We start from the raw sequence: 13,663 nt of genomic DNA, 5'->3' as shown, positions 1-13,663 counted from the left end.
AAATTAAACCCAACTTGAAAAAATAATTTCAAGTTGGGCAAAAATGTTAGTTACAAACATTATAACAATCAGGACCAGGGGATGTAGGAATTCTATCACAGGAGGAATGTGCAGGTCCAGTTTTAGATTTAGTGATATGCCCAAAATCATCACATGTTACTTTATAAGTATGATAACAAGGCTCAACAGAACATGAATCAGCCGCCCAATCAATAACATTTCTTAAAACTCCATTAATATTTTGGATTGAAACTTTAGCTCTACAAGGTCCAGTAACAATAAAGTCTGAAGGGATATTATTACAAGGAAACCCACAAGGATTTCTATCAACAATAGCATCAGCAATTTCTTGGAACATTGAAGGAGTAGGCGGATTACAAACGCCCAAAGGAGCAGTAACATTGCAAATATAAGCTTGGGGAGGAAAAGTGCCAGGCGGAGAACAACAAACATTGACTTCAACATTAGCACAAGTAATAGGGAAAAGTAAAGTAACAGAACCCCAACCAAGGGGACAATTACAAGGAGCAGCTTGAGCCCAAAGAGAACTAGAATAAAAAGAATTGAAAGAAAGCATCATAATGCTAAAAAAGATTAAAGCAAATGATTTTGCAAAAAGCTGTCTGCTGTCTGCTGTCTGCTGTCTGCTGTCTGCTGTCTGCGACGCAATAACGGCAATTGAATTAGGCTTAAACATAATGTGAAATAAAATATGAGTTAAAGTGAGAATGAATTCTCTTCCTCCAAAATAAATTTATCTGTAATAAATTTTAATTACTCTTTTTACAATTTTATTGTTTAAATATCTTATTCTTTAAATAGGTTTAATTAAACAAAACTAATTACATATCAAACTTAACAAAAACAATTGTATGAAAAACAAAATTATTCTATTAAAAAATAAAAAAAACTTAATGCTCAACAATTAATTTTTGAAAGCTTCTTTTATCACCAACCTTAATAACAACATTATAAAATCCATTAGGAATGTTAGAAACATTAATATAAAAACCATCAGATGAATTAATAAATTTACCAGAAAAAACAACCTCAGAAATAGAGTTTAAAAGTTTGACATCAACTTCTTTGTTTAAGAAAGTTTCACATTTATTACTTTTGCATTTCAATTTACATACAACCAATAATAAATTACAAATAACATTGTGTTAGATATAAAGTTTATAAGGGATAACGTTCAGTTAGTTCAAGAGAATATTAATAACAGAGGAATGAAAGCGAACGCTCTTTTGGTTCCTGAAATTTATTCAAAAAGAAATTCATCATTAAAGAATATAGAGGCATTAAGAGCTGAAAGGAATGAGGCATCTCAAAAAATGAAAGAGAAGTTAACTGAAGATGAAAGAAGAAAATTAATTGAAAGAGGCAGATTAATAAAAGATGAAATTTCAAAACTTGAGATTGAAGAAAAACAGTTGAATGATGAACTTTTTCAGTTAGTTAGATCAATACCAAATATGACTCATCCAGAAGTTCCAATTGGGCTTGAGGGTGAAGGCAAAACTTTAGAAGTTATCGGTATCAAACCAGAATTTTCTTTTGAACCAAAAGATCATTTAACATTGGGTAATGAGTTGAAACTTTTTGATTTTGAAAGTGCTGCTGAAGTTTCTGGTCAAAAATTTTATTATCTGTTAAATGATGGAGCAATGCTTGAGCTTGCATTGGTAAATTATGCTATGAACAAATTAGTTTCAAAAGGGTTTACTCCTGTAATAACCCCTGATTTAGCAAGAGTAAATATACTTGAAGCAATTGGCTTTAACCCTCGTGGAGATGAGACTCAAGTATATTCTGTTGCAGATACAGATTTATGTTTGATTGGTACATCAGAAATTACTCTAGGCGGAATGTTAAGGGATAAAATTTTAAGAAAAGAGGATTTGCCAATTAAATATGTTGGGTTTAGCCATTGCTTTAGAACCGAGGCAGGAGCTAGTGGAGCTGAATCTCGTGGTCTGTATAGAGTTCATCAATTTAGTAAAGTTGAAATGTTTGCATTTACAAATCAAAATGAGAGTGAACAAACACATTTAGAGTTAAAGGAAATTGAAAAAGAAATATTTTCAGAACTCGGTTTATATTTTAGAGTAGTAGATATTCCTACTGGAGATTTAGGTTCTCCTGCTTATAGAAAATATGACATTGAAGCTTGGATGCCATCAAGAGGGGATTTTGGAGAAGTAACTTCAACTTCTAATTGTACTGATTACCAATCAAGAAGATTGAATATAAAATATAGGGATGAAAATAATGATTTACAATTTGTACATACTTTAAATGGAACAGCTATTGCAGTTTCAAGAGCAATTTTAGGAATTATTGAAAATTTTCAACTTGAGGATGGAACTATTATTATTCCTGAAGTTCTAAGACCATATATGGGTGGTAGAGATAAAATTGTTAAAAAATAAATTCGATTTATTTTACTCCAATCTTATTTATATAGATATTTTATTAATAAAAAAGTATTTAGAAAATGGAAATACCTCGTCAAGATACATTTGAGGATTTAGTAAATATAGTAAAAATATTAAGATCAGAATGCCCATGGGATCGTGAACAAACTCACAAATCTATTTCTCATTTATTGATTGAGGAAGCATACGAAGTTAAAGAAGCAATTGATTGTGAAAATGATTTAGAGCTTAAAAAAGAACTTGGGGATATTTTACTTCACGTGTTAATGCATTCTATGATTGCTGAGCAGAGGAAGTCATTTACATTTAATGATGTTGTAAAATTTATTTCTTCAAAACTTGTTCAAAGGCATCCTCATGTATTTGGAGATAAAGTTGTAAAGGATTCCAATGAAGTAAAAGCAAATTGGGAACAGCTTAAAATGAAGGAAGGGCGAAATTCAATTTTTGATGGAATGCCATTAACAATGCCTGCTTTACAAAGAGCAGAGCGGGTTCAAGAAAAAGCATCAAAGGTTGGATTTGATTGGGAGAATAAAAAAGATGTTTGGAAAAAAGTAAAGGAAGAATTAAATGAATTTGAAGTTGAACTAAACAATAATGATTTTGAAAAAACTAAAAATGAATTTGGTGATTTGCTGTTTTCATTAGTAAATTATTCTAGGTTTCTAAATATATTACCAGAAGAGGCATTACACAAAACAACAAATAAGTTTATAAGTAGGTTTAAGTATATTGAAGATAAAATTAAACAACAAGGTAAATCAATTTCTGAAAGCTCATTAGAAGAAATGGATAATTTATGGAATGAAGCTAAAAATAAATTTCATCAAGTATAACTTTCAATTTCATAAAAGTTAATTTATAACTTGATAATTTTTGAATTAAAAAAATTAGTATTAATATTACTTTTTTTCTAATCGCTTAAATTAAAAATATAGAATAATTAATTTTATAAACCAAATTTAAATTAGTGAATAAACTCAAAACTATTTTTTAGTGTCATTAATTTGAGATAAAAATTCTTATTTCAAAAAATAAAATTATGAAAAAATATCAAAGATATATTGTGAACTATTTCATACCACTTACAGTTGGTTTGTTCCTAACATTCTTACTATTAGGTCGAATAAATGAAATAGATGCAAATCCACAGCCAGATGAAGTTCCTATGCGGGTTACAACGAATACATCATTTGGTTTAGGTGAAAAGTTAGTATTTGATTTAGGTTATAAATTTATAACTGCTGGTAAAACTATTATTTCTATTGCTCCTCAAACAACTGTTGTTGCTAAAAGACCTTGCTATAATGTCAAATTTGAAACAAGAACTAATCCTACAATGGACAAGTTATTTAAAGTTCGAGACTTATATCAAACATATATTGATACTTCTGGCATATTCCCATGGAGGTTTGAACAAACTGTTCGAGAAGGATCTTATTCAAGGGATTTTAGTGCTATTTTAGATCACAAAAACAAAATTGCAAAAACTACTGAAGGTTCATTTTCTGTACCTCAATATGTGCAAGATGTATTAAGTGCATTTTTCTACACTAGAATTATTGATTTAAAAAAAATGAAAAAAGGTCAGAGCTTTATGTTGTATAACTTTTTTGGGAAGCAACATTATGATTTGAAAGTGAGAATGCTAGGAACAGAAATTGTTGATGTACCAGCTGGGAAATTTGAATGCTATGTAATTGAACCTATGGTTGTTGAAGGTGGGCTCTTTAAAGCTGATGGAAAAATACTAATTTATTTGACTGCAGATGAAGCTAAAATGCCTGTTAAAGTAAGTACTAAAGTTATTATAGGTTCTATTGATGGCTCTTTAACTTCATATAGTGGAGTTCGAGGTAAAATTAGTTCTAAAAGATAATTTTTATTTACATTTATTTCTAATTTTATTTTAATTAGATTCTTGATTTATAAAAATTGATTTTAGAATTTTTCAATAGTTTTTTTTTATAAATACTTCATAATAATTAACGAAAATATAATGTTAGATCCAATTAAATTCATTGATGCAGCAAATAAAATTGAAGGAAAGTTAATTGAAATTAGGAGAACTCTTCATGCAAACCCTGAGTTAGCATTCGAAGAATATGAAACATCAAAACTTGCTGCAAAATCATTATCTGAAGTTGATATAGAATTTATTTCAGGTATTGCAAAAACTGGTGTAATTGGAACTTTAAAAGGGGGTTTATCAAACGAAAATTCCAAATGTGTAGCATTAAGAGGTGATATGGATGCTTTACCAATTCAAGAACTTACAGGGCTTCCATTTCAATCTAAGAACCCTGGAAAAATGCATGCCTGCGGTCATGATTCACATACAACAATGTTGATTGGAGCAGCTATTATACTTTCAGAATTCAGAGAAGAATTAAGTGGAACTGTAAAATTTATTTTTCAACCAAGTGAAGAATTACTACCTGGTGGGGCAGGAGTAATGATGAAAGAAGGAGCATTAAATGGAGTTGATGCAATTTTTGGTCAGCATGTTGCACCCTTTGTTCCAGCTGGTAAATTAGGATTTTATCCAGGAATGATGTTAGCAAGTGCCGATGAGATTTACATAACAATTAAAGGTAAAAGTGGCCATGCAGCAATGCCACATACATCAATAGACCCCATTATAACTGCTTGCGAAGTTGTTGTAGCATTACAAAAAATTATATCAAGAACTATCAATCCATTCAAACCAGGTGTATTAACTATTGGAAAGATTGAAGGAGGAAGTGCAACAAATATAATTCCAGATGAAGTTAAATTATGTGGAACTTTAAGGGCAATGGATGAGGTTTGGCGAACCAACACTCATAAGAGAATTGAAGATATTATTAAGGGGGTTTGTGATGGGAATGGAGCAAGTTATGATTTAGAAATTAGGTTAGGGTACCCAGCATTAAACAATAACATTGAATCTACTAAATTTGTAAAATCAGTAGCACTGGAAATATTTGGGAATGAAAATGTTTTTGATGCTGAACCGATGATGGGGGCTGAAGATTTTGCTTTTTATTTGCAAGCAATTCCTGGAAGCTTTTGGTGGATAGGTGCTGGAACACAGGAAGAAGGCTGTATTGCAGGTTTGCATAATTCAAAATTTGATATCAATGAAAGTATTCTTACAAAAGGAAGTGCCATGATGGCTTATTCAGCTTACAAATTTCTTCAATCTTAAATTTAGTTATATGCTTCATATTATTTACAGATCTTATGGTGGAGAAAATTTAAAAAATAGACCTGATTTTTATAGTAAATTAGTTTGCTTATATAGTTTTATAGATTCTGTTTTGATGATTGATGAAGAAGTTAAATTAATTTTTATGAATGATGGACCAATACAGGATGATAAAATTGAAGTTATGAAAAAGTACGGTGATATTATCTCTTTACCCAGTTTAGGAAATAGCCCATCTTTTAGAGAAGCCCTTAATTTAGCTCTAAATTTATCAGATTCTGATTTAGTTTATTTTGCAGAAGATGATTATCTCTACAAACCTGAAGCTTTTAAAAACATGTTGTTAGCTTTTAAGGAATTACCAAATGTTGATTATATAACTTTATTTGATCATTCTGATAGATATATACGTAAAGATGATTCATTAGGAGGAAAGTGTAAAATCTTTATTACAATAAATTTACATTGGAGAACATGCGAATCAACATGTATGACATTTGGAGCAAGAGTTTCAACATTTAAAAAAGATAAAAAAAAATTCTATTCAATTTCAATTCTTGATATACCAGAGGACAGAATTTTATGGAGGTATTTACTTGGTCAAAAAAAATATTTTTATAAATTTCCAAAACGAATTTTAGTTAGCCCAATCCCGTCATTATGTAGCCATATTGATTTAAATGGGTTAGCTCCAATTGTAGATTGGGGTGAGTTATCAACTTTTATTAGAGAAAAATATTCTATTGATTAATAAAATATTTCATTCAAATTAGAGTTGAAACTATATAAATTATTAGAATGAAAGTTTGGTTTATTATTTAATAAAAAAAAACATATTTTATAAAATCCCCTCAAGTTTATCTTCTATTTCTTCATTTAATTTTTGCAATTTATCTAATTGCATTTGTGTAGCCTTCCAATAACCTCTATTATAACTTTCTAACAATCTATTTGAAAATAAATTGTAAGAGTGAATATTTAAATTTTGCATATTATTACTCATTTCAATATCTCTAAAATAAATATTGAAAACTTCATCATAAACCCAGCTTTCAACTGCTTGTGCAGTCGCGCTAAATCCGTATGTATAATCAAATCTTTTTCTAATTTCCTCAACTCCTTGATATCCATGTTTAATCATAGATGAATACCATTTTGGGTTTAGAATTTTTGTTCTAGCTTCAAGCCTAATAGTATTCTCAAGTGTTCGAACTTTAGGGTTTGAAGTTGTTGTATCGGCTACCAAAGAGATTGGTTTTTTCCCTTCACGTTGAGTTGCAACCAAGTTTGTAAGTCCACCAAGATATTCAAAATAATGATCAACATCTGTAATTCCAACTTCACTTGAATCTAGATTTTGAAATGTTGTATCAATTCCTTTAGCAAGCGACTTTAAAAGATTATCATTTAACTCACCATTAATATTTTTACCATAAAGAAAAGATTTTCGTTTTACAAATACATCTGCTAAATTTTCTTGTGTCTTCCATGCAGAAAGACCAACAGCATATTCAACATTTGTACCGTAAGCTCCAGGAGCATTAGAGAAAATTCTGCTTGAGGCAGTATCAAAATCTAAACTTAATTCATCGGATATTTCTAAAGATCTTTTACGAACAAAATTTTCATCTAAAGGTTCATCCAAATTAGCAACTAGCTTAATTGCTTCATCTAATAAATGAATTTGAATTCCAAATATATCTCTGAAAATTCCACTAGCTTCAATAGTTACATCAATTCTTGGTCTGTTTAATTCATTTAAAGGGATAACTTTTAATCTTGAAATTCTACCAAATGAATTAGGTTTTGGTTCTACACCTATAAGAATAAAAGCTTGAGCAATAGCCTCACCATGAGTTTTTATATTATCTAATCCCCATAAAATCATACCAATACTTTCAGGGTATTTACCTGTAAGTTCGATATTTTTATTTAACATTATCTCAACCACTTTTCTAGCATTTCTTACAGCAATTGCTGATGGAACTCCTGCTGGATCTAGAGCATGAATATTTCTTCCAGAAGGAAGTACATCAGGGCTTCTAACAGGATCACCACCTTTTGCAGGTGGAGTATAACCTGAGTTCATTACCGAAATTAATGAGCTTAACTCATTATCGGTTGTGGCATTAACTGAAACTTTTTTTAGGTATTTGAAAATATTTAAAAATGTTTTATGGGAAAATTTTTTATTTGTAAAAGATTTTAATTTCAATAAAGCAGTATTTGAATCACTTAATAAAAGTTCATTTAAAACTTCTCTACAAATATTTTTTACAAATGCAATTTTATTCACTGCCTTATAATTGCTTGCTTGCAGGTTGTTTTGTAAAAACAAATAATCTATATCAAATAAATTCGAAATTTGAATTACTAATGAATCAATATTAATTTCAGGCCTATCATATTCTGAAATTGCCATTAACAAATCTATTACTTCATTAATAGTTTTTGATTTACCAATTGTATGTAAGCCTGCTGGTATGAGTCTAGTTTCTATTTCAGCAAGAGTGGAATATAGTTTAGATACATAAAGATCAATTTCAGTACTATCTGCATCAATATCTATAAATCCAATATCACTAGTTAGATTTAGATCTTCAGATTTTATTATAATCAACTCAAAAATTTGTTTTGATTTCTTAACATCAAATTCAAATTCTCTATAGTTTGAAATTATTTCTTTCAATGAATTTAATTCTCTGTAAAGTCCTGCAAACTCTAACGGTGGAGTATTATAGCTTACAATACTTGCTAAAGATCTTCTTTTGGCAATAGTTGCTTCACTTGGATTATTTAGGGCGTATAAATAAAAATTTGGGAGTGTGTTAATCATTATATCAGGAAAGCAATTTTCACTTAAACCAACTTGTTTTCCAGGCATAAATTCTAATGCACCGTGTGTTCCAAAATGTATATGGGCATCAGCTTTATAAACATTTTCTATCCATAAATAATATGCTAAAAATCCATGATGAGGTGATGCACCTTTTGCAAACAATAACCTCATTGGGTCACCTTCATACCCAAATGAGGGTTGAACTCCTACAAATATTTTCCCATAATATTTCCCAAAAATATTTATTCTTATTCCATTAGTATTTAAGTTGCCAGGAGGATTTCCCCAAAGAGCTGAAACCCTATCAATTATCTGCTTACCAGCAAATTCAACATATTGATTTACTGACATCGAATCTGCAACATTAAGTTCAGCAGTTTCAACTGAGGCTAATTTATCTGAACCTGAAATTATATCATTAATAATTTGATCTTTACTTAAAGGAAGATCAACATCATAACCTTCTTCTTTTAATTTTAAAAGTGTATTAATCAAACTATCAAAAACATCCAGATAAGCTGCCGTACCAACTGTTCCTTTGTTTGGTGGAAAAGAAAAAATTGTTATAGCAATTTTTTTATCAAAATTTATTTTATACTTTAGGTCAATTCTTTTTATTACTCTTTCAACAAAAAGATCTAATCTTTTAGAAATTGTTGCACTAGATTTAAAGTCTGAAATTCCACCTAAAACAATTGGCTCAATAGCTCCATCAAGTTCTGGTAAAGAAACATGTAAAGCAGTTTGAACTGGAGACAATCCATAATCTGAATTTTGCCATTCATTTATAGTTTGAAATAAAAGACTTAAAGGTGAATAATATGGAAGATTATAACTTGATAATGACTTTGAAGAACTTTCTATATCACTTTGAACATGACCACCAACTAAAGGAAATCCTGTTAAAGATATTAAGGCATCGACTTTAATATTGTCATCAAATAAAATATATTTTTCTATTGCAATTCTGTAATCAAATGAGCTCGAAAATGCTGGTATAACACCTATTCCACGACTTTCAAAGCCATCAATAAGTGAGTCAATAACAATAGTATCTGAAGATATAACGCTACCTCTTAAAAGGATTAAACCAACATATTTATCAAATTTAGTTTTTGTAAAATTTAGATAATCTGATTGATTTGTAAAAATAATTTCTGAGGCTGGGTGATATATACCATCTTGTGGATATAGAATTGGTTTGGAATATTTATTTTTAAATAAACCTTTGTAATTATCAGAATAAATATCTGTTAACATTAAAATCATAGAGCAAATATTTTCTTTTGATTGCTCAATCATATACAAATAGCATTCAATGTATCTTCTAATATCAGTAGCTTTTTTTATTGGTAATAATTTCAAAAGTTTTGGGGCTAAAACCATAATATCCTTTAGGTATGGCGCAATATCGAGATTCCCAGTTAAGGCTTTTAAGATTGTTTTAATCTTCGGTTCAACTTTAGGTGAATCAAATTCTTCATTTTTGTCTTTAACATAAGCACTCATCTCAAAAGTGCCAAGTCTAGTTAACCTCATTAACTCAGAAGAAGAAGAGACAACTACAATTGTACAATTCTTTTTTAAATATTTCAAGTTCTCGAGTACAACCTTTACTTCTTCATCTAAAATTATATGAGATATTATTATAATATTAGATTTTGAAAATGATTCTTGAAGTTCAAAATTTGAATATGGTAATCTATTTGAAGCGAAGAAAAGTATGTTAGTATTTAAATTAAAATTCAAATCTAACTCTGAATTCACGCTACATAATAATGAGTTTCTTGAGGCTTCAGATGCAATCCATGTTATCTGAATTTTATAACTTTCCAAATCAATTTAAATAAAAAAAATAATAGTTAATTGTAAATAATATTAAACTATGAATAATATGGACTAATAAATAAGTAAACAACAACTCCAGAAATAGTTACATACAACCATATAGGGAATGTTTTCCTTGCAAGTTTTGAGTGTTTGTCATATTCACCTGTTAATCCTCTATAAGTAGTAAATAAAATAAAAGGTAATATAATAGCAGCTAAAATTATATGGGTTGATAATATGAAGTAATAAATGTATTTCATAGTACCTTCACCACCATATTTTGTTTCAATTGCAAATAAATGATACATAATATAAAAGATTAAAAAAAGTGAAGATAGGATTACACATGAAAGCATCAACTTTTTATGGAGAATATAATTTTTTTTCTTTACAGAAATTAAAGCACAAACAAGTAATAAAGAAACTGAAGAATTTATAATTGCATTAATAGTTGAAAGTAAATGTATATCAAATGAAAAAGGAGAATTAATTTTTGTTCTTCCTAAAAGAGCAACAGTTAAAAAGACGATTACAGATAAAGAATAAATTATAAATTTTGCCTTTTTATCATTTATACTAATTGATGAAGGTAACATTTAATAGTTAAGTTGTTTTTTTAGAAAATTAGAGATGTATATTTGTTGAAAATTTTATACAACTTAAATGAATTTAACAAACATAATTTTTGTGGATACATTTTAAATGATATTATCATTTATAAAATCATTTAATATAGTAACAATAAAAAAGTTATGCGTATTAAACAGTTATAGATGTATGAAGTCCTAGAAAATGAGTTTAAAAAAAAATTAACAACAAAAATTTAATTAGAATTTAAAATGAAAATCGAGAAATTAATAATTTTATTCACAATAATATTATCAATTAGTACGCTAAACAAATTGAGTGCACAAAATTACGATAACGATTGTAAAACGATTTTAAAACTTTATGAATCGGGTAAAAAAGATAGCGCATATGTGTTAATCGAACCTTTAAAGAAAAAAGCTCCTTACAGTGTAAGTGTTCTTTACACAAGAGCACAAATGACACCAGATGCAAGGGCAATATCTTTGTACGAAAGAATTATAGCATTAGAGCCAAATGGAACATTCACAGAAAGAGCACTTTATCAATTAGTTCGTAGGCATACAGAAAACAAAGATTCATTATCAGCATTTACATGGTTAGGTTTGCTAAAAGAACGATTCCCATCATCAGCTAATTTAAAGGCTGCAGAATCTGCAATAAATTCAATTGTATCTTGGAAAGGAGATTTAGCATTACCAATTAAGAATGCAAAACCAGATGTTAACTTAGGAACAACATCACAAACCCCAAACACCGATAAAGCTATAACAACTGCTGATAAAAAAGAAACTAAACCTAATACTGATACTAAAGAAGTAAAATCAAAAAAGGATTTTATTACTGGTATTGCTTTGCAATTGGGAGTATTTCCATCAAAAGATTTAGCAGAAAAAGCAATGGATAAAGTTATGGAAACATTTCCTGATTTAAGGTTAGAAGCTTTGCCTAAAATGGTGGAAGGGAAAAAAATGTATGCTTTGATTACAGGACCATATAAAACAATTGATTTGGCTAAGAAGAGTGCTTTGGCTTTAACTGGAGCTTGTAATTGTAAGCCTTTCCCAGTTAATGTTGAATAATCAATTGTTTAATTTATAGTCATATAAAACTTATTTAGCATTGTAAATTAACTCATCAAAATCAAAAAAATTATTTAATATTCTAATTTTAAAATTGATTAAAAATAAAATCTCCAAAAAATTTCTACTACTTATTTTTTTAATCTCTATCTCATCTGTTTCATTTGGACAAGTTAGAATTAGATTAACAAAACTCGATTCATCTCAAATATCAGAAAAAGTAAAGTATGAAGGTGTTTTTAAAAAAGCATTTAAGTTTACTGATAAATTAGGTGATAACATTGTTATTCTAACAGAGAGTGGAATTTATTATAACGAAAAATTTAAACATGAAAATGGTGGTCAAGATGCAGAGTTGTTTGCTTATCATTTTCTTTTGAACAACGATTCAGTTAACAAAACCTGGAAAGTTTATGATTTTATTAACGATTGCCCGGTAGATTTAGATGCTAAATTTATCAAAAATACATTCCAAGTAACAGATTTAAACAAAGATGGAATTGGCGAGATATGGATAATGTATAATACTGTGTGCCATGGTGATGTAAGCCCAACTGATATGAAAATAATTATGTATCAAGGTACTCAAAAATATACCATTCGAGGTAGAAGTAAAGTCTATTTAAATTGTATGAAGTCAGAAGGTGGGGAATTCAAATTCGATAAATCGTTTAATGAAGGATTAAAAGTTTATAAAGAATTCGCAACCAAACTTTGGAAAAAAAATATAGTTCAGAATTAAAACTATATTGAATATATCTTTTAAATTTAATTATGTAGCTATGCTAAATTCTTAAAAAAATCTTAGTTTATAATTGTAAATTCAATGAATGAATTTTGGAAATATAGATTTAGTGATTCAATTGAGTTAGTAAATACTTTTGATGAACTTCCTTTGTGGAGTGCAATGTTTGGTCTTTTATTTTTTAAACATTTTGAGCTTAAGCAATACAATAGAGTACTCGACATTGGCTCGGGTACTGGCTTTCCGTTGTTTGAATTAGCAGAAAGGCTTGGGTCAAACTGTAAATGTTTTGGAATTGATCTTTGGAAAAATGCAAATGATAGAGCAAATAAGAAAATTTTAATTTATAATTTAGATAATGTTGAAATTATAGAAGGAACTGGTGAGAATTTGCCTTTTGAAGATATGAGTATTGATCTAATTGTTTCAAATTTAGGAATTAATAATTTTAGTAATCCTCAAAAGGTATTTAATGAATGTAAAAGAGTTTTAAATTCTGGTAGCAATTTAGTTATTACTACGAATCTTAATGGACATTGGGTAGAATTTTACAAAGTTTTTGAAGAGACTTTAATTGAATTAAACAAAACTAATTTGATAAGTGGGTTAAGGTTACATCAAGAACATAGAGGTTCATTGAAAAGTGTTTCTAACTTATACTCTAATAATGGATTTAAGTTGATTAGAATTATTGAAGATATTGTTGAAATGAAATTTTTAAATGGTTCAGCATTCTTGAATCATCATTTTATTAAATTAGGTTGGTTAGGTTCTTGGTTAGAATTAATTCCACAAAAAGATTGGGAAATGGTGTTTACATCACTAGAGAATAATTTAAACAGTTTTGCAGACAAAAATGGAGGATTAACTCTAACTGTACCAATGGCTTATATTGAAGGTCAAAAGTTGTAGTTTGATTTCAAAAATAAAAATCAAAAATTCTGGTTT

At 28.7% G+C, this 13,663-nt stretch carries 12 protein-coding genes; 8 read left to right on the top strand and 4 right to left on the bottom strand.

Going from position 1 to position 13,663, the window contains the following annotated elements:
- Nucleotides 1-46: 46 nt before the first annotated feature.
- Entirely contained in the window at nt 47-697 is a 651-nt protein-coding gene (locus IPP08_09585; GenBank protein QQS66014.1) for a hypothetical protein, read from the bottom strand.
- Between the two features lie 214 nt (nt 698-911).
- Nucleotides 912-1,127: a hypothetical protein gene (locus IPP08_09580; protein QQS66013.1), complete on the bottom strand. Its 216-nt coding sequence runs from the start codon at nt 1,125-1,127 to the stop codon at nt 912-914.
- 36 nt (nt 1,128-1,163) lie between these two features.
- On the opposite strand from IPP08_09580, the gene serS reads away from it, so the two are divergent.
- The 5 genes from serS to IPP08_09555 all read left to right on the top strand — a co-directional run bounded on the left by serS (nt 1,164) and on the right by IPP08_09555 (nt 6,382).
- Nucleotides 1,164-2,432: a serine--tRNA ligase gene (gene serS, locus IPP08_09575; GenBank protein ID QQS66012.1), complete on the top strand. Its 1,269-nt coding sequence runs from the start codon at nt 1,164-1,166 to the stop codon at nt 2,430-2,432.
- Between the two features lie 65 nt (nt 2,433-2,497).
- Entirely contained in the window at nt 2,498-3,277 is a 780-nt protein-coding gene (gene mazG, locus IPP08_09570) for a nucleoside triphosphate pyrophosphohydrolase (GenBank protein QQS66011.1), read from the top strand.
- A 206-nt stretch (nt 3,278-3,483) separates the two neighbouring features.
- Nucleotides 3,484-4,320, top strand: a complete 837-nt coding sequence (locus IPP08_09565) for a DUF3108 domain-containing protein (protein ID QQS66010.1) — start codon at nt 3,484-3,486, stop codon at nt 4,318-4,320.
- A 120-nt stretch (nt 4,321-4,440) separates the two neighbouring features.
- A complete protein-coding gene (locus IPP08_09560; protein ID QQS66009.1) occupies nt 4,441-5,631 on the top strand; it encodes an amidohydrolase in 1,191 nt (396 codons plus the stop codon).
- A 10-nt stretch (nt 5,632-5,641) separates the two neighbouring features.
- Nucleotides 5,642-6,382 (top strand): glycosyltransferase, encoded by a 741-nt coding sequence (locus tag IPP08_09555; protein ID QQS66008.1) that lies wholly within the window; start codon nt 5,642-5,644, stop codon nt 6,380-6,382.
- Between the two features lie 87 nt (nt 6,383-6,469).
- Here the strand turns inward: IPP08_09555 and IPP08_09550 are convergent, their stop codons facing one another.
- Together IPP08_09550 and IPP08_09545 are read right to left on the bottom strand one after the other, a co-directional pair.
- On the bottom strand, nt 6,470-10,306 hold the full coding sequence (locus IPP08_09550; protein ID QQS66007.1) for a magnesium chelatase subunit H: 3,837 nt from the start codon (nt 10,304-10,306) through the stop codon (nt 6,470-6,472).
- Between the two features lie 47 nt (nt 10,307-10,353).
- Nucleotides 10,354-10,896: a DUF420 domain-containing protein gene (locus tag IPP08_09545; protein ID QQS66006.1), complete on the bottom strand. Its 543-nt coding sequence runs from the start codon at nt 10,894-10,896 to the stop codon at nt 10,354-10,356.
- Nucleotides 10,897-11,139: 243 nt separating this feature from the next.
- On the opposite strand from IPP08_09545, the gene IPP08_09540 reads away from it, so the two are divergent.
- From IPP08_09540 to IPP08_09530, 3 genes are all read left to right on the top strand, one after another.
- Nucleotides 11,140-11,970, top strand: coding sequence for an SPOR domain-containing protein (locus IPP08_09540; protein ID QQS66005.1), 831 nt, complete (start codon nt 11,140-11,142; stop codon nt 11,968-11,970).
- A gap of 94 nt (nt 11,971-12,064) precedes the next feature.
- Nucleotides 12,065-12,712: a hypothetical protein gene (locus IPP08_09535; protein QQS66004.1), complete on the top strand. Its 648-nt coding sequence runs from the start codon at nt 12,065-12,067 to the stop codon at nt 12,710-12,712.
- Between the two features lie 84 nt (nt 12,713-12,796).
- Nucleotides 12,797-13,627, top strand: a complete 831-nt coding sequence (locus tag IPP08_09530; GenBank protein ID QQS66003.1) for a class I SAM-dependent methyltransferase — start codon at nt 12,797-12,799, stop codon at nt 13,625-13,627.
- The last annotated feature ends 36 nt before the right edge of the window (nt 13,628-13,663 follow it).

This window comes from Chlorobiota bacterium (genome assembly GCA_016700335.1).
GTDB lineage: Bacteria > Bacteroidota > Ignavibacteria > OLB7 > OLB7.
This window is presented reverse-complemented; position numbering and strand designations above follow the sequence as displayed.

What these genes read in the sequence shown, in the direction of transcription:
- IPP08_09585 (QQS66014.1), bottom strand. Translation starts at nt 697, where the DNA reads ATGTTTAAGCCTAATTCAATTGCCGTTATTGCGTCGCAGACAGCAGAC.
- mazG (QQS66011.1), top strand. Translation starts at nt 2,498, where the DNA reads ATGGAAATACCTCGTCAAGATACATTTGAGGATTTAGTAAATATAGTA.
- IPP08_09565 (QQS66010.1), top strand. Translation starts at nt 3,484, where the DNA reads ATGAAAAAATATCAAAGATATATTGTGAACTATTTCATACCACTTACA.
- IPP08_09560 (QQS66009.1), top strand. Translation starts at nt 4,441, where the DNA reads ATGTTAGATCCAATTAAATTCATTGATGCAGCAAATAAAATTGAAGGA.
- IPP08_09555 (QQS66008.1), top strand. Translation starts at nt 5,642, where the DNA reads ATGCTTCATATTATTTACAGATCTTATGGTGGAGAAAATTTAAAAAAT.
- IPP08_09545 (QQS66006.1), bottom strand. Translation starts at nt 10,896, where the DNA reads ATGTTACCTTCATCAATTAGTATAAATGATAAAAAGGCAAAATTTATA.
- IPP08_09540 (QQS66005.1), top strand. Translation starts at nt 11,140, where the DNA reads ATGAAAATCGAGAAATTAATAATTTTATTCACAATAATATTATCAATT.
- IPP08_09530 (QQS66003.1), top strand. Translation starts at nt 12,797, where the DNA reads ATGAATGAATTTTGGAAATATAGATTTAGTGATTCAATTGAGTTAGTA.